Source organism: Phycisphaeraceae bacterium, from assembly GCA_019636655.1.
Classification (GTDB): domain Bacteria; phylum Planctomycetota; class Phycisphaerae; order Phycisphaerales; family UBA1924; genus JAHBXB01.
Map to the genome: position 1 here is coordinate 229151 of JAHBXB010000001.1, position 22216 is coordinate 251366.

17 protein-coding genes are annotated in these 22216 nt (G+C 68.0%); 12 read left to right on the forward strand and 5 right to left on the reverse strand.

The genetic code is table 11. From position 1 onward, the window contains the following. Positions 1-141 precede the first annotated feature (141 nt). Complete coding sequence (locus tag KF745_01035; GenBank protein MBX3356988.1) at positions 142-1029, forward strand: hypothetical protein; 888 nt, start codon at positions 142-144, stop codon at positions 1027-1029. Between the two features lie 230 nt (positions 1030-1259). Continuing rightward, positions 1260-2081, forward strand: a complete 822-nt coding sequence (locus KF745_01040) for a GTP cyclohydrolase I FolE2 (GenBank protein MBX3356989.1) — start codon at positions 1260-1262, stop codon at positions 2079-2081. A gap of 84 nt (positions 2082-2165) precedes the next feature. Here the strand turns inward: KF745_01040 and KF745_01045 are convergent, their stop codons facing one another. Together KF745_01045 and KF745_01050 are read right to left on the reverse strand one after the other, a co-directional pair. After that, positions 2166-4511 carry a hypothetical protein gene (locus KF745_01045; GenBank protein MBX3356990.1) on the reverse strand — a complete coding sequence of 782 codons (2346 nt, stop codon included), beginning with the start codon at positions 4509-4511 and terminating at the stop codon, positions 2166-2168. Positions 4512-4733: 222 nt separating this feature from the next. After that, entirely contained in the window at positions 4734-6191 is a 1458-nt protein-coding gene (locus tag KF745_01050; GenBank protein MBX3356991.1) for a hypothetical protein, read from the reverse strand. 356 nt (positions 6192-6547) lie between these two features. On the opposite strand from KF745_01050, the gene KF745_01055 reads away from it, so the two are divergent. Both KF745_01055 and KF745_01060 read left to right on the forward strand, forming a co-directional pair. Then, positions 6548-8926, forward strand: a complete 2379-nt coding sequence (locus KF745_01055; protein ID MBX3356992.1) for a hypothetical protein — start codon at positions 6548-6550, stop codon at positions 8924-8926. Between the two features lie 42 nt (positions 8927-8968). Continuing rightward, a complete protein-coding gene (locus KF745_01060; protein ID MBX3356993.1) occupies positions 8969-10168 on the forward strand; it encodes a rod shape-determining protein RodA in 1200 nt (399 codons plus the stop codon). Positions 10169-10171: 3 nt separating this feature from the next. Here the strand turns inward: KF745_01060 and KF745_01065 are convergent, their stop codons facing one another. Then, positions 10172-10756, reverse strand: coding sequence for a nuclear transport factor 2 family protein (locus KF745_01065; protein ID MBX3356994.1), 585 nt, complete (start codon positions 10754-10756; stop codon positions 10172-10174). A gap of 56 nt (positions 10757-10812) precedes the next feature. Here KF745_01065 and rsmG point away from each other — a divergent pair, with 56 nt between their 5' ends. From rsmG to KF745_01095, 6 genes are all read left to right on the forward strand, one after another. Then, entirely contained in the window at positions 10813-11562 is a 750-nt protein-coding gene (gene rsmG / locus KF745_01070) for a 16S rRNA (guanine(527)-N(7))-methyltransferase RsmG (GenBank protein MBX3356995.1), read from the forward strand. Positions 11563-11590: 28 nt separating this feature from the next. After that, positions 11591-12313, forward strand: a complete 723-nt coding sequence (locus KF745_01075; GenBank protein MBX3356996.1) for a PrsW family intramembrane metalloprotease — start codon at positions 11591-11593, stop codon at positions 12311-12313. A 22-nt stretch (positions 12314-12335) separates the two neighbouring features. Continuing rightward, positions 12336-14597, forward strand: a complete 2262-nt coding sequence (locus tag KF745_01080; GenBank protein ID MBX3356997.1) for a hypothetical protein — start codon at positions 12336-12338, stop codon at positions 14595-14597. A 103-nt stretch (positions 14598-14700) separates the two neighbouring features. Then, entirely contained in the window at positions 14701-16119 is a 1419-nt protein-coding gene (locus KF745_01085; GenBank protein MBX3356998.1) for a phosphomannomutase/phosphoglucomutase, read from the forward strand. Between the two features lie 62 nt (positions 16120-16181). Then, positions 16182-17801, forward strand: a complete 1620-nt coding sequence (locus KF745_01090; GenBank protein MBX3356999.1) for a hypothetical protein — start codon at positions 16182-16184, stop codon at positions 17799-17801. Between the two features lie 132 nt (positions 17802-17933). Beyond that, positions 17934-18773: a trypsin-like serine protease gene (locus KF745_01095; GenBank protein MBX3357000.1), complete on the forward strand. Its 840-nt coding sequence runs from the start codon at positions 17934-17936 to the stop codon at positions 18771-18773. Between the two features lie 12 nt (positions 18774-18785). Here KF745_01095 and KF745_01100 read toward each other — a convergent pair whose 3' ends face one another. Continuing rightward, positions 18786-19427: a flavin reductase family protein gene (locus KF745_01100; GenBank protein ID MBX3357001.1), complete on the reverse strand. Its 642-nt coding sequence runs from the start codon at positions 19425-19427 to the stop codon at positions 18786-18788. A gap of 53 nt (positions 19428-19480) precedes the next feature. Between KF745_01100 and KF745_01105 the strand changes: the two genes are divergently transcribed. Next, entirely contained in the window at positions 19481-20476 is a 996-nt protein-coding gene (locus tag KF745_01105; protein MBX3357002.1) for a DUF58 domain-containing protein, read from the forward strand. Positions 20477-20489: 13 nt separating this feature from the next. On the opposite strand, the gene KF745_01110 is transcribed toward KF745_01105, so the two are convergent. Beyond that, on the reverse strand, positions 20490-21158 hold the full coding sequence (locus tag KF745_01110; protein MBX3357003.1) for a Fe(2+)-trafficking protein: 669 nt from the start codon (positions 21156-21158) through the stop codon (positions 20490-20492). A 91-nt stretch (positions 21159-21249) separates the two neighbouring features. On the opposite strand from KF745_01110, the gene KF745_01115 reads away from it, so the two are divergent. Beyond that, entirely contained in the window at positions 21250-22215 is a 966-nt protein-coding gene (locus KF745_01115) for a dihydroorotate dehydrogenase (protein MBX3357004.1), read from the forward strand. Position 22216 lies beyond the last annotated feature (1 nt).

Here is a 22216-nt window from a genome sequence, read left to right on the forward strand (position 1 = left end):
CCCCGTTCCACCCCATTTCCCTGTGCCGCCGTGGTCCGCACCGTCACACCGATCATGGCATGCTTCGGATGATCCGTCCAGGGTCGTGTGTGCAGTGACGCGATTTGGCGCACAGATCCGATCAGCCGCTACCATCGACCCATGTCCAAGTCGCTTCAACGGTGGATCCTGCCGCTCCTTGCCCTCCTTGTGCTGGGTCCGTTGGCGGGCTGGATGACGGTGTCGCTGCGGTCCTCCAACGGGGGCGAGGGCACGTCGATCCTGGTCTGCAGTTCGTGGGTCCGCGGCCTGGGGGCATGCCTGGGGGCGTTCGCGCTCGCCGCGGTCGCCGGGTGCCTCTCGGGGCGGATGCTGACGAGGAGTTGGGGGTTCTTCTGCGCGGGGCTGGTGTTGGCGTGGGCGGCGTGGGGGACGGGGACGATCGCGGAGGTCCTGCGAACAACGAACTCGTCGGGCACGTTCCTGATTCTCTCGGTGGAGGGCCTGATCGTCGGCGGTCTGGGTGTCGTGCTGGCGGCGCTGATCGCACGGGCGTCTCCCCGGGAGCATCCTGTCGCCGAGTCCTGGACGGACGATGACCACTCGGCGGTTCCGACGCTCGCCCTTGCCGTGGTGCTATCGCTGGTGGCGGGCGGAGTGGGGGCGTGGCTGATTGCTCAGAACTCGTTGAAGGGGCAGACAGTCGCCGCAGCGGTTGCGGCGGCGATCCTTGCGGCGGGGTTCGGCCGGCTGAGCGCTCAGCGGGCGCCGGCGCTGCTGTTCTTCGTCGTCATGGCCTGCCTGGCCGTGCTGGGGCCGGCGATGGCCATGGTGCTCAACTTCTCGCCCGGGGCGTCGGGGGCGTCGCGGCTGCAGGTGTTCCCGGCGAGTGCCGACGTAATCGCGGGGGTTCGGGCGGGCCTGCTGTTGCCGCTGGCCAGGCCGCTGCCGCTGGACTGGATTGCCGGGGCGTTCATCGGTATTCCGCTCGGGCTGAACTGGGCGGGATCGATGCTCGACCGCCATGCCCACGCTCCGGCCGCGGGGTGAGTTCGAGGCCTGGCTGCCAGCGGGTTCGCGACTTGGACGTTCCGGCTTGGCAGGTCAGGGTGTTTCCCGGGCCTCTTGGCAGCATCTGACACCGCGTGGGACCCGCATACGATCCCAAGCCCAACGTTGGAGGGTCGGGTGGCGGGGCAACGGAGGGGAGGGGGCGGAGAACGACATTGCCGATCCCTTCTGAGGCCAACTCGTCGCCATCGCCGGCCCAGGCCGCCGGCATGCCGGATGTTCAGGGAACCAGTGATACGCGGCGGGTCCCGATTGACAAGGTGGGCGTCAAGAACGTGACGTATCCGATGACGCTGGTCGTGCCCGCATCCTGCACGGGAGACGGGTCGAGCGGCGGTGAGAGCGGGGAGCAGTCGACGGTCGCGACGATCAATATGTATGTGTCGCTGCCGCACTACCAGAAGGGCACGCACATGAGCCGGTTCCTGGAGGTGCTCAATGAGTACTCCGGGCCGATCACGCCGGGGCAGATCCCGGAGATCACCGAGGCGATCCGGCGGCGGTTGGGCGCGGCCGATGCGCACTTCGAGGCGTGGTTCACGTACTTCATCCGCAAGTTTGCCCCGGTGACGAAGATGCCTGGGATGATGGACTACCGGGTCGGCTTCGAGTGCCGCGCGGGGCCCAAGAGCGATTTCATGATGACGGTGCGGGCCCCGGCGACCAGCCTGTGCCCGTGCTCGAAGGAGATCTCGCAGTTCGGGGCGCACAACCAGCGGTGCGAGATCGAGGCCAAGGTGCGGCTGAAGGCGGACGGGTCGTGCGGGACGCTGTGGATCGAGGAGCTGGTGCGGATCATGGAGCGATCGGCGTCCATGGAGTTGTTCGCGGTGCTCAAGCGGCCGGACGAGAAGTTCGTGACCGAGGCCGCGTACGAGAACCCGAAGTTCGTCGAGGACATCATCCGGGACTTGGCCCTGGAACTGGATCGGGAGGACCGGATTACCTGGTACTCGATCACGAGCGAGAACTTCGAGTCGATCCACAACCACAACGCCTACGCCGAGATCACGCGGGACAAGCTGGCCTGACGCGGTCGAGGCGGCGCGAGAAACGACCCGGCCGTATCGCGCGGCCGGGTCGGTCGTGGCAGAGTTGAAGGGTGGGCGACGGGCTCAGCAGCCGTTATTCAGGGCGGAGAACCACGCCTGGACGTAGGCGGCGATGTCGACCGGTTCGACGACGCCGTTGTGATCGAAGTCGCCGGCCAGGCCGCCGACGGAGATCGAGACGAACCAGGAGTTGATGAACGCCGCGATGTCTGCGGGCTCGATCACGCCGTTGCAGTCGGCGTCGGCGGGGCAGGTCGGGTCGTCGGTCCAGCGAGCGATGAAGGCCGAGACGGTGGTGCCGGCGTGCTGGAATGTGCCGCCGGCGATCACGTCGCCGTTTCCGAGAGTCGTAACGGTGTTGACGGTGTTGTCCAGCCCCGGGCCCATCTCGCTCCACACCACGCCGTCCCACCTTGCTGCGCGGATTGCGCTGACACCGCCGGCGGTGGTGAAGGCTCCGGCCGCGACGAGATCGCCATTGGGGAGAACGGTGAGGGAGTTCACGGTGTTGTTCATCCCGGTCGGCTCGAGGGCGATCCACGCGGATCCGGTCCAGCGGGCCATGCGGTTGGCGATCACGCCGTCCGCGGTGGTGAACGCCCCGCCGGCGATGAGCGTGCCGTTGGGGAGCAGGGCGAGGGCGTTGACGGCGTTGTTCATCCCGGCGCCCATGGCGGACCAGGTCGTGCCGTTCCAGCGGGCGACGCGGTTCGCGGCGGAGCCGCCGGCGGTGGTGAACGCGCCGCAGACGACGATATCGCCGTTGGGCATGACCACGATGTCATTCACAGTGCTGTTGAGGCCGGTGCCAAAGGCGGACCACGCGATGCCGTTCCAGCGAGCGAGACGAGCGGCCGCATTGCCGCCGGCGGTGGTGAACGCTCCGCCGGCGAGGAGGTCGCCGTTGGCGAGTGAACGAAGGGTCGTGACGGTGCTGTTCATGCCCGTTCCCAGGAGCGACCAAGAAGTGCCGTTCCAGCGGGCGATGCGGTTGGCGCCGACCACGCCGCCGGCGGTCAGGAAGGCTCCGCCGGCGACGATATCGCCGTTGGGCATCGCGACTGCGGCATTGACCGCGCCGTCCACGCCGGTTGAGAGCGTCGACCATGCCGAGCCGTCGTAACGGGCGATGTTGTTCGCGGTGAGACCGCCGGCGGTGGAGAAGGTTCCGCCAAGAACGAACCCCGCGCCGCTTCCACCCCCGACGCCGGGCGCCGGGGCCGCGATGTTGACAGCCGCGTCGATTCCGCTGCCCACCTGTGCCCAGGCGCTTCCGGTCCATCGCGCGATCCGGTTCGCGGTGACGAGTCCGGCGGCGGTGAATCGGCCGCCGGCGGCGAGATCGCCGTTGGCGCGGGTCGCCAGGGCGAAGATGTCCCAGTTCATGCCGGTGCTCATGGCGGACCATGAGGCGCCGGTCCAGCGGGCGGCGTAGGCGGCCGAGTTGCCGCCAGCGGTGGTGAAGGAGCCGCCGGCCACGATGTTGCCGTTGGGGAGGGTGGCGAGGGCGTAGACGGTGTTGTTCATGCCGGTCCCGATCGCGGCCCAGGTCGAGCCGTTCCACCTGGCGGTCCGGTTGGCGCTGATCCCGCCGGCGGTGGTGAAGGAGCCGCCGGCGACCAGGTCGCCATTGGGCAGCGTGATGGTGGACGTCACGGTGCTGTTCATGCCGCTGCCGAAGGGGGACCATGCGGCGCCGTCCCAGCGGGCGATCCGCAGGGCGGCGACACCGCCGGCCGTGGTGAACTCACCGCCGGCGACCAGATCGCCGTTGTCGAGCGTGCCGAGGGACCAGACCCAGTTGTTGAGGCCAGCTCCGAGGGCGGTCCAGGCGCTGCCGGACCAGCGGGCGATGTTGACCACCGGGACGCCGCCAGCCACGCCGAACCCGCCCGCGGCGATGAGGTCGCCGTTGGGCATCACCTTCAGGGCGAGGATTGTGCCGCTCACGCCGGTCCCCAGGGGGGCCCAGGTCGAGCCGTTCCAGCGGGCGATCCGGATCGCGGCGACGCCGCCGATTTCGGTGAACGTCCCGGCCGCGACGAGGTCGTTGTTGGGGAGGACGGCGAGGGCCCGGATTTCGTTGTTCGCGCCGGTTCCAAAGGGTACCCAGGCGGTTCCGTTCCACATCGCGATGTGGGAGGCGGCGGCGCTCCCGGCGATGGTGAAGTTGCCGGCGGCGACCAGCCGCGGAGCGATCGGGCCGGCGCCGTCGGGATCCCATTCGGTGACGGCGTAGACGGTGCCGTTGATGCCCTGCAGGCCGTTGCCCGTGAGCCAGCGGTAGTCGCACTGGGCCCGGGCGGCGAGCGTCGGCAGCAGCACTGAGAGCAGGGCTACGGCGAGGTGAGCGGGGTTCAACGAACGACGGGGCCAGCAGAGGCGGCCTGTGGGGGCGTGACGGGTCATGGGAGTCTCCTCGTGGGCGTTGCTGCGATGGCGCGGCGGCCGCGCTCCGGGCAACACGCAGTGCGCCGGACGCCGCGCGGCAGGGGCCCGCGCAGTGGATGCGCGAGAGCGGGGAAATTCCGCAGTTAATCCGGCGCGAAGCAGGCAGCGAGCAGGCCCGGCCGCGAGAGGGTCGCGACCGGGCCTGGCCGGGTGTTCTTGGTTCTGGGAGGAGAGGCCGGCTTAGCAGCCGTTGGTGACGCCGATGAACCACGCCTGGATGAACGTGGCGATGTCCACCGGGTCGACGACACCGTTGTTGTCGAAGTCGCCGGCCAGTCCTCCGCCGGTGACGGAGGCGAACCAGGCGTTGATGAACGCGCCGATGTCGGCGGGCTCGACGACGCCGTTGCCGTCGAAGTCTGCGGGGCAGGAGCCGACCTCGATCTTGATGACCGCGTCCGCTTCGCCGGTATCCGAGTTGAGGATCACCCTGGCCATGATGTACCGACCGTTGCGGGACATACTGAAGGCTTCGGAGATCCACCGGACATTCTTGATGACCCCGCCCTGGACGACAGTGACGCCGTCCTCGAGGACGAGCTGGTCATTCCAGAACAGGCCGCCGACCCGGGGGCCCGATGTGCTCCAGCGGCCATACCAGACAACGTTTCCGTCATCGTCGATAAGGACCGGGGCGCCGGTGCCGAACTCGACGATGGTCCGGCCCGCGACGGTCGAGCCCTCCTGCATAAAGACCTGCCCGTTCTTGATGATCACGTCATCGGAGTTGGTGTCCCCGTCAAGCCTGGCCCGGAACACCATCCCGCCGGTGTTGTTGAGCGCGCGGGCGCCGGTGAAGGAGAGGTAGTTGCGGCCGGCGATCGGCGAGGGCTGGCCGGCGAGCGCGACCGGGGTCGAGTTCTTGTAGATTCCCGCGATCCCGCCGGCGGTGAACGTGGGCCGGTAGAAGAAGTCGCCGGCGTTGTTGAAGTCGTACTCGTTGGCTGTCGTGGTGAAGTCGGCGACGGTGACGCCGCCGGGCTGGCCGGGGAGGACGTCGCCCTCCTTTGCAACGAGCGTCTGCGTGAACGTGTCCGCTACGGGGTTGTAGTCGAGCCTGATGACCACCCGATCGACGCTCGACGTGATCGCGGGATCGTCGACGGTCCCGATGAACAGGATCTGGTTGTTGTCGTTCAGGCGGGAGCCAAAGAAGCCAATGTAGACGATGCCCGGCGTGAGCCCCGGGGCGTCCGCGACGGAGAGGTTCTTCTGGAGCAGCACCCGGTCGGTATTCCAGAACAGCCCCGAGTCGTTCGCGGCGGGGACGGCGTCGAGGTTGAAGAACCACGCCGAGTCGCCGTTGTTGTTGATGCTCGTGTTGAAGATCCCGAGGCGGGAGAACACCGCACCGGGGGGAGCCGTCAGCGGCTGACCGCCTTGGAGGAGGACGGCGCCGTTGCGCACCGTCACCACATTCGGGGTGATGATCGCGTTTCGAAGGTCAAACGTCGAAAGGTAGGTCCCGGCGTTGTTGACCGCCGTGGGGCTGGCGAAAGAGACGTTCCCAAGCCCGCCGATCGAATCGTCCTCGGCGAACAGGGTGGTCAGGCCGAAGGTCTGAGCGCGAACTCCGGCCGCCAGGAAGGCAGCGGCGGCGACGCCCGACACCACTTGAATCCATCGAATGCTCAGCATGGGTTGCACTCCTGGCGGCCCGAGATCGCCGACCCGCGGTTGGATACCTGGGAACCCCCTCAGTCCCGACGGTCCGGCTTGGCTTCGGCCAGATCAGGTCGCCGATGTCGATGGGCCGGGCTCGCTGTGTGTAGCCTACCGATGATCCCGGGGCTGGCAAGCGTGCTGGTGTCTTTTGCCCGGGCGGGCGGGCCGGTCCGATGCTATAGATGACGTTCGGCGGTGGGCTTGGGGGAACCCTTGGGACGGGCAGCCTGGGGTATTGGGTGAAGCGGGCGGGGGGGTGCCGGGTCGGAGACCCGACAGTTGTCGCCTGTGCTTGGACGCCGCCGATGCTCGCTCGACTGATACCCAGCATGTTCCTACGCAGGCTCCTCCTGCTGGGGGTGATGCTGGTGGCCGCGGTCGTCGTTCCGGGTGTCCAACTGGCGCGATGGACGATCGGTGAGAGCGAGGAGTTGCGCCGGCGGGCCGAGCGCCGGATGATCGACGAGCGGCTGGTTCCCACGCGACGGGGGTCGATCCTGGACCGGCGCGGGCGGGTGCTCGCGATGGATCGGCCGAGTTACGACATCGCCGTGGACTACCAGGTCATCACAGGCCGGTGGGCGCTTACCCAGGCGGCCCGCAAGGCCCGACGCGAGAACCGGGGCAACTGGTCGAGTCTCAGCACCGAGCAGCGGCAGGCGCTGGTGGACGAGTACCTCCCCGAGTTCGAGCAGCGTCTGGAGGCGATGTGGGCCCAGTTCGCGTTCGTCGCCGGGATTTCGAGGGAGCACCTCGAGCGACGCCGCAACGAGGTGCGGCTGCAGGTACAGACGCTGGCCTCCAAGGTCTGGAGCAAGCAGGACGAGGAGCAGGAACTCAGGCTCGCCAAGGGGAGCGAGACCGAGGGCGACGGCGAGGGGGGCGGCGAGGTGGCGGGCGCAGCCCGGACGCCGCGGATCCGCGCCCCCATCCGCGAGCAGGTCATCCCGCACGTGCTTCTGCACGATGTCGACGACCAGACGGCGTTCGCGTTCCAGCGTCTGGTGGCGTCCGAGGCTGCGCAGGGCGCCCGGAGCCTGACCGGCCTGGGTTCGCTGCCGGGACTCAAGGTGATCGATGCGTCCAGCCGCGAGTACCCGCTCGAGACGATCGAGGTGCTGGTGGACCGCTCGACGTTTCCGATGCCGCTGCGAGACGCCCAGCCGGCTTCGGTGAGCGTGGGGGGGGTGGCGACGCACGTCATCGGATGGATGCGAAGCGGCGTGCAGGAACGGGACATCGAGGCGCGCAAGAGAATCCTTGCCGGCTCGGACGGCGGCGCTGAGGCGCGCGAGGACCTTGGGGCATACCAGCCCGGGGACTCGGTCGGCGCCTTCGGGATCGAGGCGGGGCTCGAGTACGAACTGCGGGGCATCCGGGGGCTGATCCGTGAGCACCTGGATACTGGGGAGCGGACCACGGTCGCTCCGGTGCCGGGGCACGATGTCCGGCTCACCATCGACGCGATGCTGCAGGCGAGGATCCAGGCCCTCTTTGATCCGTCACTGGGTCTGGCGGTGGTGCAGTCGTGGCAGAGCAACCCACCGCCGATCAACCTCGGCGAGCGGCTGGACGGTGCAGCGGTCGTGATCGACGTGGACAGCGGCGACATCCTCGCCATGGCCACCACGCCCACCTTCACCCGGGAGCAGTACAAGCGCCAGATCGGCGAGATGCTGAAGGACACCCGGCACCAGCCCCTGCTCAACCGTGCGATCCAGAAGGCGTACATGCCGGGATCGATCGTCAAGCCGCTGGTGTTGTGCGCCGCGGCGACCAACGGGAACTACCGAACCGACCAGCGGATCGCCTGCACCGGGCACCTGCTTCCCAACGACCCCAATATCTTCCGCTGCTGGATCTACAAGCAGTACAAGACCACCCACTCCGAGAAACTGGGCCATGATCTTGACGGCGCCGACGCGATCATGGGCTCGTGCAACATCTTCTTCTTTGAACTGGGCCGGCGGATGGGTCCCGCGGCTGTCGTCGACTGGTTCGGCAAGTTCGGGGTCGGCGCCGATGCCGTTCACCCGGACCTTGGCCTGTACAGCCAGCGAGCCGACGGCAGTCTTGCTCCGCTCCAGTTCCCCGGTCTGTCGGCGAGGATCGGCCAAACCGCCCCGACGATCAGCGAGGCGATCCTGATGGGCATCGGGCAAGGGCCGATCGCCTGGACGCCCCTGCACGCGGCCGAGGCGTACGCCACGCTCGCCCGCGCCGGGCTTCGTGTGCCGGCCCGCCTGTTGGCCGATGCGCCGGGTTCGCCGCCGATCGATCTGCACCTGGATCCGCGCGCGGTTGCCCAGGCGCTCGAAGGGCTTCGGCGCGCGACCTCGGAGGCCGACGGCACCGCCAACCACCTCACAATCTCCATCGGTGGTACGCAGTCGTCCGAGCCGATCTTCAACGCCCCTGGCGTGCTGGTCCGCGCCAAGTCGGGCACCGCCACCGCACGCATCGAGATGGCCGACATCGATGGAGACGGCCTGAACGAGACCAAGGTCTACATCGATCATGCCTGGTGCGTGGCGCTCGTCGGTGATGCAAGGGACGGCCGGCCGCAGTACGCGATCGCCGTCGTCGCCGACGAAGCAGGCAGCGGCGGCAAGGCGGCGGGCCCGATCGCAAACCAGGTCGTTCACGCGCTCATCGCCGAGGGATACCTGAACGCCCCGCTGGAAGCGGACGCCGCGGAGCACCCCTAGCCGGAGCCGCACCGGACCGCTCCGAGGCGGTCCAACGTCGAGATGGACCGCTACACGCTTCGAACGCTGATCGGCTGGGACCTGACGCTCGGGCACTTCGCCTGGCTGACCGTCGGCGCCTCGGTGGCGCTCTCGCTGATCGGCGTGTACGCCATCGACGTCGGCACCCGCCTGCCCGATTCGGGCGAGGCCATGTCCGGCCTGGTGGTCCGGCAACTGGTCTTCCTCGCGGTCGGGCTGCTCGCTGCAGGGCTGGTTGCGTTCCCGCACTACCGGCTGATCCGCATGGTGGCCTGGCCGGTGATGTGGGTCACCCTCGGCCTGCTGCTGTTCCTGCTGATCCCGGTGGTTCCCTCCTGGCTGGTGACGCCTCGGAACGGCGCGCGTGCGTGGATCAATCTCGGGCCGGTCGACTTCCAGCCGTCTGAGGTGTGCAAGATCGCGTTTGTCCTGGTCGTGTCGGACTACCTTCGCTACCGCAGTTCCCACCGCACACTGACGGGGCTGCTGCCGATCGCCCTGATCACGTTCGTCCCCGTCGGCCTGATCATGCTCCAGCCGGACTTCGGCACCGCGGCGATCTTCATCCCGACGCTGTTCGCCATCCTGCTCGCCGCGGGCGCCAAGATCAAGCACTTGGTCGCGGTGGTCCTGATTGGTGCGGCGGCGGTTCCCGCCGCGTACCCGCTGCTCAAGCCCTACCAGAAGCAGCGGATCCTGGGGCTGGTGATGGTCATGAAGGGGGACCGCGAGGCAGCGAACGACACGACGTACCAGAGTTTCACCGCGATTACCCTGACTGGCGCGGGCGGGGTCTCGGGCCTGGAAGACGAGCAGTCCCGCGCGATGGTCCGCTTCAACCGTCTACCCGAGCGGCACAACGACATGGTCTTTGCCGTCGTTGTCAACCGCTTCGGGCTCCTGGGCGGTGTCGCGGTCCTGGGGCTGTACCTGGTCTGGTTTGCCGGCGCGCTCGCCACGGCGGCGATCAGCCGCGACCCGTTCGGCCGGCTCGTGGTGGTCGGCTGCACCGCGGCGGTGGCGGCGCAGATGTTCATCAACGTCGGGATGAACATCGGGCTGGTGCCGATCGTCGGGCTCACACTGCCCTACGTGAGTTACGGCGGGTCGAGCATGCTGACGGTCTGGATCATGACCGGCCTGATCTTCAGCGTCGCTACGCGCCGGCCCGCTCGGATGAGCCGGCCGACGTTCGAGTGGGACCGCGTCGAGCGGGATTGACGGCTACGGCTTCGCGGCGGGCTCTTTGGTCTCGTACTCGCGGATCTGCCGGGCGACATCCTCGAGTAGGTCGTTTGGAATGGGCACCGAGAGGTTGTACTGCGCGATCTTCCACGCTCCGTCGATCTGTACGAGCACGCCCGAGCCTCGGCAGGCTCCGTACTTAGCGTTTTCGAGAGCCTCGTCGAACCAGGCCGTGGCGCCGTCCTTCGACAGGGAGAGGTGACGGTCGTGGGAGGTGTATGTCCAGCCCTGCCCCTTCGAAAAGTAGGGGTGGGCGAAGGCGCGGAATTGTTCGATGTTCCATCGCTCTGTCGCATCAGTTCCCAGGAAGACGGCATCGGGCGTGAAGAGCGCGAAGTACGCTTCCCCATCCGCCTTGGACGCCAGGTGATGCAGCGAGTCGAGCACGGCGTTGACTTCGGCCTTCGCGCCATCGGCCGGCACCCTGAGCGTGCCTGTCGTCCGCGCCTCTTCCATGAGGGAGGATGGGTCGGGTTTGGCCGACGTGCCCGGCTGGGCCGCGAGTGCTACGCAGCCGACAAGGACCAACGCGGTTCCCGGGGCCGCCTTCGAGCGAATGTCCATGGAAACTCTCCGGTAGACCCGCCGCCGCCCCGGGCCATCCTAAACTCGCGGCACGAATGACGCTTGAACCACCGCCCGGATTCATCGCCGCCGCCGAGGAGTTGGGGGTCGCCTTCGACCCCGGAGACGTCGATCGCCTCGGCCGCTTCCTCGCCTTGATGCTCGAGGTCAACAAGACCCACAACCTCACCGCGATCACCGATCCGGCAGAGGCGTGGACGCGGCACATTCTCGACGCGATCTCCGTCGTCCCGCTGATTGCCAGTGTTGAGCCCGCTGAAGCGGGTTCGCCCGTCCGGGTCTGTGACATCGGGGCCGGCGGCGGCGTTCCGGGAATCCCGCTGGCGATCCTGCTGCCCGAGGTCAGGTTCACGCTGGTCGAGGCGACGGGCAAGAAAGTCGAGTTCCTTCGGTCGGCGGTGGCAGAGCTCGGGCTCGAGAACGTCGCGGTGGTCGGCGAGCGGGCGGAAAGGGTCGGCCAGGACCACCGCGCCCACCGCGAGAAGTACGATGTCGCTCTGGCCCGGGCGGTCGGTCACCTGGCGATCGTCGTCGAGCTGTGCGCCCCGCTGGTCCGTCCCGGCGGTGTGGTCCTGGCAATCAAGGGGGCGAAGGCGGAGCAGGAGATCGAGCAGGCGGGCAAGGCGATGGGCCTGCTTGGGGTGCGGCTCTTCCAGACCGTGCCCACGCCGACCGGCCGGATCGTCGTGCTGGAAAAGACCACCCGGACGCCCCGTGATTATCCGCGGCGGGACGGAGAACCCAAGCGCAGGCCGCTCGGGATGCCGGCGCCGGAGCGCACCTGACTCCGCGGCGGTGTATCGTGGGGGTTCCATGCTCGTCTACGCGATGCTCGCGGTGTCCGCCCTCGTCATCGCGGTCATCGTGTACCGCTACGACCTGTACGACCGCGAGCCGTGGTGGCTGCTGGTTGTTGCCACGGCTCTGGGCGCCGCGGGCATGTGGGTCGCGGGCCGGGTGCAGGTGATGTTGATCAGCGCCGCGGGCAGCCTTGCCGCGGAGCACTTCGATACCGCCATGGCGCTGGTCGCCGCGACGACCGAGGAGGCAAACAAGATCCTCGGCGTGGCCGTTGTCGCCGTGTGCTTCAGGCGGTGGTTCAACGACCCGCTCGATGGGCTGGTGTACGGCTCGTTTGCCGGGCTGGGCGCGGCGATCCTGGAATCGGTCGGAGTCGTGTCGGAGGCCGCTCACGAGGGCGTGCTCCCCGCCCACGAGGTCGTCCGCCTTGCAGGGCACCTGGTGATGGGTGGAATCGCGGGGTTCGGCCTGGGGTTGTGGCCGTTCCGGCGTCGGGGATGGAACGGCCGGCACGGTCCGCTCCCGTGGGTGTGGGCGGCGGCGGGCTGTTTTCTCGCCGCGTGGACCCTGCATTTCCTGTGGGACCTGGTCGCCTTCGCCGCGGAACGCCGAGGCCGGATGACGCCGATGCTGACGGCCTGCGCCATGACGATGATGCTCGGAGGGCTGCTCCTGTTCCGCGGCCTTGTGGGGATCGGCGCGGCGAGGTCACGGGCCGTATTCGCGGTGAAGTGAGATCGGCCGCTTACACTTGGCCGTGCCCAGCCCGGTCACCGAAGTGCTGCGTCCCGGCGGTCCCATCGCGTCAGCACTGACCGACATGGGCCTCGCCTACGAGCCCCGCCCCCAGCAGTTGGCGATGGCCGAAGCGGTGGCCCGCGCGATGGCCGCCCGCCCGGGCGTGGACCCCCGGACCGGGGAAATGCTCGGCGATGGCCGCGGCCGTCACCTCATGGCCGAGGCGGGCACGGGTGTGGGCAAGTCCTTCGCCTATCTCGTTCCAGCGATGCTCCGGTGCATCCTGCATGGAGAGCGGGTGGTCGTCGCGACGAACACGATCGCGCTCCAGGAGCAACTCATCTCGCGGGACATCCCGCTGCTGGTGTCGAGCCTCGACCGCTGGCAGTTCGATGAGCAGGCCGCCCGCGCCGACCTCCACCCCGTGCTCGTGAAGGGCCGGGGGAACTACATGTCCATCCGCCGTCTGCAACTCGCCAGCAAGCGGGAACTCTCGATGTTCCCGGATGCCGCCTCGCGCCAGACGCTGAAGGTCATCGAGGACTGGGCCTACACGACCACGGACGGCTCCCTTGCGACCCTGCCGTCTCTGGACCGACCAGCCGTGTGGGATCGGGTGCAGAGCGACGCGGGAAACTGCATGGGCCGCAAGTGCCCGCACTATCGGAAGTGCTTCTACCAGCGCGCCCGCCGGGACATGGAGCGGGGCAACCTGCTGGTGTGCAACCACGCGCTGTTCTTCAGCGATCTGGCCCTGCGGGCGGCGACCGGCGGGGACGCGGGGTTCCTTCCCGACTACGACCACATCGTCTTCGACGAAGCCCACAGCCTTGAGGATGTCGCCTGCGATCACTTCGGCCTCTCGCTGACCGAGTCGCGGGTCACCCATCTGCTCAACCTGCTGTACCACCACCGCAGCGGCCGAGGCTACCTCGCCAACGCCCAGCTCGGCGCCGCCGGCACCGAGACCCTTGATGCCGCCCATCACGCGGTTCTGAACGCCCACGATGCGACCCGCGCGTTCTTTGATGGGCTCGCCTCGGTCCGCAGGCGGGAGACGACAGCGGGGGGGCGGCTCCACGCCGGCGCCGTGATCGAGGATCCCCTCAGCCCGGCGATGCGATCGCTGGCCACGCGCCTCAAGTCGCTCCGCGAGACGCTCGGTTCCGCCACGGACGATTCGCGCGAAGAGGACCGCTTCGAGCTTGGCTCCTACATCCTCCGGGCGACCGCGATCGCGGATGAGGCGCACGCGCTGGTCACGCAGAGCGTCCCGGGGTGTGTCTACTGGATCGAGGGGAGCGACGAGTCGATGGATGACTCATCGCCCCGCGGAGGGCGGGGGCGCGCCGGCAGTGGGGGGTCGCGTCCGGCCCGACTCCGGCTCGCCTGTTCCCCGATCGAAGTGGGGCCGATCCTGAAGAAGGAACTCTTCTCCCGCCCCTGCTCGATCGTGCTGACCAGTGCGACGCTCTCGACCCGCCGTCCCGCGGCCGATGAGCCCGCCGAGCGGGCCGAAACCGCGTTCGCCCACTTTTCTTCCAGCATCGGCTGCGACGACGCTCACACGCTGCACCTGGACAGCCCGTTCGATTTCGCCCGCCAGGTCCGGCTGTACATCGACCCCACCATGCCCGAGCCTTTCCGTGGCGGGCGTCGGGCCGCCCGGGCCGGGCATCGGTCGGACGATGGGCACGACAGCGACGCGTCCCAAGACCCGTATGTTGCCGCCCTCGTGGATCGTGTCCTTTCGCATGTCACAGCCACCGACGGCGGGGCCTTCGTGCTCTTCACCTCCTTCAGCATGCTCTACGCGTGCGCGGACCAGATCGAGCGCCCGATGCGGATTCAAGACCGTCCGCTCCTGGTTCAGGGGCGAGACGGTTCTCGCACCGCCCTCCTCGACGCGTTCAAGCAAGACCCCCGCAGCGTCCTCTTCGGCGCCGCTTCGTTCTGGCAGGGTGTCGACGTCCGGGGCCGCTCGCTCCGCAATGTGATCATCACCCGGCTCCCGTTCGATCCGCCGGAGCGGCCCCTTACCGAGGCCCGTCTTGATCGCATCAAGTCCCGCGGCGGCAACTCGTTCATGGAGGAGTCCCTTCCCCGGGCGATCATCCGCTTCAAACAGGGGTTCGGTCGCCTCATCCGTTCTCAGACTGATTCCGGGCGGGTTGTGGTGCTCGATCCACGGATTATGACCGCGAGGTACGGCAGACTGTTTCTCGAGGCCCTGCCCGAGGGGGTCGCGATTGAGACGGTCGGCGAACCCGGCGATCACTAGCCATACATTATACGAACGAATCTGACTCGGTCCTCGTTGCGACCTAAGGTTGGCCCACCTCGCCGGCTCAGGTTTCCGGGGGGCTACCCAAGGAAGGCGACACATGCTGGGAAAGGTCTTCAAGGCATACGACGTTCGCGGAACCTACCCCGATCCGCTCAACGAGCAGATGGCGTGGCAGATCGGCTACGGCTGCTCCAAGTTCCTGCTCCAGGACGCGATCGCGGCGGGCGACTCCAGCCCCATGATGCGCAACATCCTCGTCGGCCGCGACATGCGAAAGAGCTCTCCGAGCCTGACCAAGTCGCTGATCCAGGGCATCAACGACCACGGCGGGCACGTCATCGATGTTGGGATGGTCGACACCTCCTTTATCTACTTCGCCATCAATCACCTTGACTGCGCGGGCGGAGTCATGACCACCGCCAGCCACAACCCGCCCCAGTACAACGGCTTCAAGGTCTCCAAGCGCAAGGCCAAGCCCGTGGGCGAGACGACGGGGCTCGGTGATATCCGCAAGTACGCGGCGACGGTCGACAAACTCACCCTCGTCCCCGCAGGCGGTCGCTCCGAGGCCCGCGACCTGTGGGAACCCTACAGCCGGCACGTCCGCTCGTTCCTGAACCTGGGCTCCCGCAAGAAGATGCGGATCGTGGTCGATGCGAGCAACGGCATGGCCGGGACCATGGTGCCCCGGCTGTTCGGTCCCAAGGCCGTCGGCGGTGCGCCGGCCGGTCTCGAGATCATCGAACTGAACTTCGACAACTCCAAGGGCGAGTTCGCGCACGAGCCAAACCCGCTCGTCGCCGCGAACCTCAAGCAGCTTCAGGATGCGGTCCTTGCAGAGAAGGCGGACCTGGGCGTCTGCTTCGACGGCGATGCCGATCGGTGCGTGATCGTTGATGAGAAGGGCCGCATCGTCGGTTGCGACCACCTCACCGCCCTGCTGGCCCAGTACTTCCTCAAGGACAACCCCGGCTCCGCGATCGCCTACGACCTGCGATCGACCAAGGCCGTCCCGGAGGAGATCGCGAAGGCCGGCGGGAAGCCGATCCGCGGGCGGGTCGGGCACGTCTTCATGAAGAGCGCCCTCGCCGAGAGCCAGGGTGTCTTCGGCGGCGAACTCTCCGGCCACTTCTACTTCCGCGACAACTTCAATGCAGATTCCGGCGCCATCGCCATGGCCACCGTGCTGACCCTCCTCGCCCACTCCAGCAAGAAGATGAGCGAGCTGATCAAGCCCATCGCCCGCTACGTGCAGTCCGGCGAGATCAACTTCAACATCGAGGACAAGAACGCCGCGCTGGCCGAACTCAAGAAGGAGTACGCCGGCGTCGGGCAGATCGATGAACTCGACGGCGTCACGATCGATTGCTTCGACAAGCACGGCTGGTGGTGCAACGTCCGCAAGAGCAACACCGAGCCGCTGCTCCGCCTGAACCTCGAGGCCCGTGACAAGGCCACGCTTGAGAAGATGCTCGCCAAGCTCTCCCCGATGCTGGGCGTCAGGGTGGACCACTGATCGTCGTTCACGGCCGGGTTCGGGTATGCTCATCCACGGGCCTTCGCCGCCCGGGCTGACACATGAACCTCAACACCTTCTTCGAGCACTGGGGCATCACGGAGAACCCGTTCCGCGGCGAAGAGGCCCGGCACGACGCGGTCTTTCTCCGCCTGGGCAAGACCGGCCCTCGATCGGCCGGGGACGCCCCGCCGGCAAGCCAGCCCGCCCCGGTGTCCGCCGGCCCGACGCACCCCGATTTCGAGAAAATCGCGGGCGATTTCTCCAGCCCCTCCACCGGCATCGTCTTCGGTGAGAAAGGGAGCGGCAAGACCGCGATCCGGCTCCAGCTCGCCGCCAGGATCGCCGCGTACAACACGGCCAATCCCGACCGCCGCTGCCTCCTCCTGGCCTACGACGATCTCAACCCGATGCTGGACCGGTTCCACTCCCGGTTCGCCGATGACCGCAAGCGTCCGACCACCACCGAGATCTTCAAGCGGATCCGCCTCGTGGATCACGTCGATGCGATCCTCGGAATGGTGGTTCCGGGAGTCGTTGATGGCGTGCTCGGCGATGCGACCACCGGCGAACCCGAGCGGGGCGTGCCGGGGCTTACGCTCGGAGCGGATCCCCGGAAGGTCGCGCGGAAGCTGGATGTCGGTCTTCGCCGCGACCTGCTTGTGCTCCAGGCCGTTTACGACCGCGGCGGCGGAGGGGGCGGCGGCTCCGCCGAGGATCGATCCGGCAGGCTTCGGCGTGCGCTCCGGCTCCCGCTTCCGACCGGGTACCGCGTCTGGACGGCCCTGGCCTACCTCGGCTGGATTCCCCCCGTCGCCATCGCCTCGGCGCTCCTGTACGAGCGGCGATTCGAATGGCCCACCCAGTGGCAGCTGGTCGTCGCCGCGCTGCTGGCGCTCTGGCTCCTGGTGCTGCTCAAGCGAAGCGGCTTCGACCGCCTCGCGTTTCTCCGCCTGGGCCGCCGGCTCCGCCGGCAGAACCGCGTCTCGGGGCGATCCGACTCCTCGTACGCCAGGAGCCTCCGCCAGCTCGAATCGTCCTCTCTCGAGCCCGGCGTTCTCCCGACGAGCGACTCCGACGAGCAGCGCTACGAGATGTTCGACCGCATGCTCCGCGTCCTGCAGGAGTTCGGCTACGCCACGGTCGTGATCGTCATCGACCGCGTCGATGAGCCCACGCTGATCAGCGGGGAGCCCGAGCGGATGCAGGCGGTGGTGTGGCCGCTGCTGAACAACAAGTTTCTCACCCAGCCCGGGGTAGGCGTCAAGATGCTGCTCCCGATGGAACTGCGGCACGCCCTGTTCCGGGAGTCCGCCGCGTTCTTCCAGGAGGCCCGGCTTGACAAGCAGAACCTGATCGAGCGGCTCAACTGGTCCGGCGCGATGCTCTACGACCTCTGCTCCGCGAGGCTCACCGCCTGCCGGCAGGCGGGCGCCGATCCCGTCGCCCTGATCGAACTGTTTGGAGAGGACGTGACGCGCCAGGAACTCGTCGACGCCCTCGACCAGATGCACCAGCCGCGCGATGCGTTCAAGATGCTCTACCAGTGCCTCACCGAGCACTGCTCGATGGTGACCGAGGATGCCCCGCAGTGGCGAATCCCCCGTCTCGTGCTCCAGACCGTGCTCAAGGAGCAGAGCGAGCGTGTCCGCCAGCTCTACCGGGGCGTCCGCCCGGCCTAGCGCCGCCGCTTCCCCAGCCGGAATAAACCGAACTCCGACGCTCAGTTTCCATCCGCGCTCCCTTGCCGCCATCAAGGCGCGATAACCGCGCGCCGATGCCCTCCCCGGTCGTTCAAACCGGAGATCGATGCCATGAGGGCTCTGGCGAAATCCTGCATCGCGTTCGTGCTCGTCCTGGGGCTCCCAACCGGAGCCGGTGCGGTGGTCGTTTCACCGCCATCCACCGACAGCGGGACCGGAACCAAGCTCGGCGAGTCGTTCTACGTCGGATCGTGGAACGGCGCCTCCGCGGTCGCGGTCGGCGATCGCTGGGTCCTCACCGCCCGCCACGTCGGCGGATCCGTCGGCGACTCGCTGGTCATGAACGGTACCAAATACTCCGCCGACCGGGTCGTCTTCAATCGGTCCGAGGACCTGATGCTCATCCGGCTCACGGAACAACTTCCAGGCTGGCACACGCTGGTTGATCGCGGCGTCAGCGTTGGCGATCGTGTTCTCCTCGCCGGCGCCGGATACCGATCCTCGGACCAACTGCAGGACGGCGTCACCTGGAGCCAGACCACCGGCCCCGCCATCGGAGCCAACCGGATCGATCAGGTCGGCGACCGACTCTCCGTTACATTTGACCCGCCCGGCGCCGAACTGGCTGAACCGGATGAGGCGATCTTCGCGCTCGGAGATTCCGGCAGCGGTCTGTTCGTCAATGCCGGCGGCTCATGGCGCCTCGCCGGCCTCGCCGTCACGATCAGCAGCACGTTCGGCGTTTCTCGCTATGGGGACTATGCGAGCGCCGTGAACCTCGACGGCTGGCAGTGGTGGGTTGAATCGCTTGTGGCGCCGGGCGTTCCGGTCGCGTCCAGCGTTCCGCCCCCGCCCCAGGGCGCCTGGTTTCCACCGCGAGTCCCCGCGCCCGCCGCCGGATTCGCCCTGTTCGGCCTTGCCCTGCTCTCGCGCCGTCGCTCTGCGGCCTGAGCCGGACAGCGCCTACAGCCCGAGCGCCGCACGCCCCATCGGCATGTCGAAGCGATCGCGCGTGCGGCAGTAGGTGATCCCGCCCATGCGGCCGATCGCCGCGAGCACCGCCGGATCGGAGTGGAATCGATCGTTCAGCACGCCCTCGCGGACATGCACGTGCACCACCCGTCCGATCACGATGTTGCCGCCCCCCGGCACGCCCGGGGCGAGCCGCACGACCTGCATCGTCCTGCACTCGAAGCTGACCCGGGACTCAGCGACCCGCGCCGGCCGCACCTCGCGGCTGGGAACGCCCGTCAGGCCTGAGAGGTCAAACTCGCTCTCGCCGTGCGCCAGCGGCTCGGCGCACGCCGCCATCTGCCGCTCGAAGTCCTCAGAAACGATGTTCACGACGAACTCGCCTGTCCCCCCCTCGCTCTCGGGCAGGACGTTCCTGGTGGTGTCTTTCTCCGTGCCGTCGGCCTTGTTGGCCGGGCAGAACAGCAGCGACATCGGCTCGCTCGCGATCGCATTGAAGAACGAGAACGGCGCCAGGTTCGGCTTTCCCCCCGGGGACAGCGAAGAAACAAGGGCGATCGGTCGCGGCACAACGCACCCGATCAGCAGCTTGTAACGGTCCGCCTGGGCGAGGCTGGCAGGGTCGAGTTCCATGGCCGAGTGTACGGGGCGGGCCCGGCCGATCCCGGCCTTGGATAGGCTTCCGCGTGCTCTCCTCGACCGTCCGGCGGCCAACCACGATCGACGAACTGATCTCGTCGGAGTTGTGCGCGCGCCTCGACCGCCTCGACGTCTACTCGCGGAAACTCTTCGCCGGGAAGCTGCAGGGCGAGCGGCGGTCCAAGAAGCGAGGCCAGTCCATCGAGTTCGAGGACTACCGCAACTACGTCCCCGGCGATGACCTGCGCCGGATTGATTGGAACGTCTTCGCCCGCCTCGACCGGTTCTTCGTTCGCGTCTTCCAGGAGGAGGAAGACCTGGCGCTGCACATCGTGCTCGATGCGTCGCCGTCGATGGACGCCGGCTCGGGCTCGTCCGGCGTCGATGCCAGCAAGCTGCTCTTCGCCCAGCGTCTGGCCATGGCGCTGGGCTACATCGGCCTGGTCAACAACAACCGCGTCAGCGCCTGGGTCTTTGACAACCAATCGCTCCGCCGGATGCCCGCCGTACGCAGCCGCCGGAGCACCTCCCGTCTCGCCGCGTTCCTCCTGGCATCCCTCCAGCCGATCGGTGATGAGACCACCGACGCCGCTGCCCCGGCCGTCAGTAACGCGACCGGGGACTTCACCTCCGCCCTGCGGACAATCGCGATGTCCCGCACCGGTAAGGGGGTGCTCGTCCTGCTCTCGGACTTTCTGATCCCTGGCGGCTACCAGGACGGCCTTCGCTACCTCGCGGGCGGAAAGGGGTTCGATACCTTCTGCCTGCAGGTCCTCTCGCCCGGAGAGGTCGACCCGACTCGCCTGAACAGCTCCGGACTCGTCGGAGATCTTCGCCTCACCGACGCCGAAACCGGCCGCACCAGCGAGGTCACGGTCACGCCGGACCTTGTCCAGCGCTACAGGAACTCACTTGCCGCCTATGTCTCCGGCCTCAAGGCGTTCTGCACCGCCCGGGGAATGATGCACCTGCAGATCGAGTCCGACGCCGATCTTCCGACGCTTCTGCTCGACCACCTCCGCAAGCGGGGGCTTCTTCGCTAGCGTCGTCCGCCGCCTACCGCGATGGGGCCTTCGACTGAATCTCTTCAAGCAGGGCCTCGTCGATCCCGAGGTACTCCCGCATGTGCTGGTCGTAGGTCTCGGCGTCCTGCTCACGCGACAGGTCCAGCCGCAACTCGTTGATGACCTTCGTCCCCTGGCCGATCCACGTCTCCCACGTCTCCTTGGCGATGTTCTCGCCGATCCACGCACCCACCGGCCCCTTGAACGGCGGGCGGCTCATCTTCGTTCCCGGCCGCCCGGTGCGCCGGCAGACGAACGAGCCCGGCGGGATCGGGCCCGTCGGTCCACCCCCCAGCGGAAGACTCACCGGCTTGGCTGTCTTGCCGGCCACCTCGGGCACTTGCTTCCCCAGCGACTTGAGCACCTCTGCAAGGGCCGAGGCGGGCATCCGGTCACCCTTCTCCGTCGCGATCGTGTACCCCCGTATCGCCACCTCCGCCGCCCGGTCCTTATTCCCGGCCTTCACCAGGCTCTCCGCGGCGAGTTGATACGCCTTCGACATCCCCGGCACGATGTCGGCGCACCGCAGGTACGACGCCGCCGCATCCGCAAACCGGCCCGCCTGCGCGTACGCACCCGCGAGCGAGAAGTGAGCCATCTCATTCTCGGGGTCCGATTGGCACATATTCTCGAACTGAGCGATTCTCGCGTTGATGTCCATACCGGATGATAGGGAGCAGCCGCCGGATGCTCATCGAAGCAGCACACGACGCCGCTTCCTCTCCCGCCCCCGGCCCCGTATTCTCTCCGGCGTGCCACGCGACGATCACACCCTGGCGATCACTCTTGCGGGGATCCCCCTGCGCAACCCGGTCCTTCTCGCGGCTGGCACCGCCGGCACGCTCGACGAGTACGCCGGCGTCCTTCCGCTCGATCGCCTCGGCGGGATCGTCACCAAGTCCCTCACGCCCGAGCCCCGCGAGGGCAACAACACCTGGCGCATCATCGAGAGCCGCGCCGGGATGCTCAACGCCATAGGCCTGACCAACCCCGGCGTTGACCGCTTCGACGCCAACCTCGCCGCACGCGCGGCGACGTTGCCGACCACCATCTTCGCTTCCGCCGCCGGCTTCTCGATTCCGGACTATGAGCGGGTTGTTTCGACCCTTGACCCCTGGGCCGACCCCAGTAAGCCCGACGGCGGTGGGGGGGGAATCCCCGCCATCGAAGTCAACATCTCCTGCCCGAATGTCAAGACCGGCACCGAGTTCGGCCATTCGCCGGCGCTCACGCGAGATCTCCTGACCGCCGTTCGGCCTCTCGCCCAGCACGCCAGGCTGTTCGTCAAGCTCAGTCCCGTTACCCCTGACCTGGTAGCCGTCGCCCGCGCCGCGATCGACGCCGGCGCCGATGGCCTGACGATCAGCAACACCATTCCCGCGATGGCCATCGACGTCGAGACGCGCCGGCCCCGCCTCGCCAACGTCACCGGCGGACTCTCCGGCCCGGCGCTGCACCCCGTCTCCGTCCGCCTCGTGCACGAGGTCTACCGGAAACTGGCCCGCGACCGCGGCATACCGATCATCGGCGCCGGCGGGGTCATGACGTGGGCCGACGCCGCGGAGTTCATCCTCGCCGGGGCGACCGCCGTCCAGATGGGCACGGCCCTGTTCGCCGACCCGCGCTCGCCCCTCAAGGTGATAGACGGCCTCGCACGGTGGGCCCGCCGTCAACGCGTCTCCAGCATCTCGGAACTCGTCGGCGCCCTCGCCGAGTAAA

Excerpts from the sequence above, each read along its gene's own strand:
- KF745_01040 (MBX3356989.1), top strand. The coding sequence starts at position 1,260 with ATGCCGGATGTTCAGGGAACCAGTGATACGCGGCGGGTCCCGATTGAC.
- KF745_01110 (MBX3357003.1), bottom strand. The coding sequence starts at position 21,158 with ATGGACATCAACGCGAGAATCGCTCAGTTCGAGAATATGTGCCAATCG.
- KF745_01090 (MBX3356999.1), top strand. The coding sequence starts at position 16,182 with ATGAACCTCAACACCTTCTTCGAGCACTGGGGCATCACGGAGAACCCG.
- KF745_01085 (MBX3356998.1), top strand. The coding sequence starts at position 14,701 with ATGCTGGGAAAGGTCTTCAAGGCATACGACGTTCGCGGAACCTACCCC.
- KF745_01095 (MBX3357000.1), top strand. The coding sequence starts at position 17,934 with ATGAGGGCTCTGGCGAAATCCTGCATCGCGTTCGTGCTCGTCCTGGGG.
- rsmG (MBX3356995.1), top strand. The coding sequence starts at position 10,813 with ATGACGCTTGAACCACCGCCCGGATTCATCGCCGCCGCCGAGGAGTTG.
- KF745_01065 (MBX3356994.1), bottom strand. The coding sequence starts at position 10,756 with ATGGACATTCGCTCGAAGGCGGCCCCGGGAACCGCGTTGGTCCTTGTC.
- KF745_01100 (MBX3357001.1), bottom strand. The coding sequence starts at position 19,427 with ATGGAACTCGACCCTGCCAGCCTCGCCCAGGCGGACCGTTACAAGCTG.
- KF745_01045 (MBX3356990.1), bottom strand. The coding sequence starts at position 4,511 with ATGACCCGTCACGCCCCCACAGGCCGCCTCTGCTGGCCCCGTCGTTCG.
- KF745_01075 (MBX3356996.1), top strand. The coding sequence starts at position 11,591 with ATGCTCGTCTACGCGATGCTCGCGGTGTCCGCCCTCGTCATCGCGGTC.
- KF745_01050 (MBX3356991.1), bottom strand. The coding sequence starts at position 6,191 with ATGCTGAGCATTCGATGGATTCAAGTGGTGTCGGGCGTCGCCGCCGCT.
- KF745_01060 (MBX3356993.1), top strand. The coding sequence starts at position 8,969 with ATGGACCGCTACACGCTTCGAACGCTGATCGGCTGGGACCTGACGCTC.
- KF745_01055 (MBX3356992.1), top strand. The coding sequence starts at position 6,548 with ATGTTCCTACGCAGGCTCCTCCTGCTGGGGGTGATGCTGGTGGCCGCG.
- KF745_01035 (MBX3356988.1), top strand. The coding sequence starts at position 142 with ATGTCCAAGTCGCTTCAACGGTGGATCCTGCCGCTCCTTGCCCTCCTT.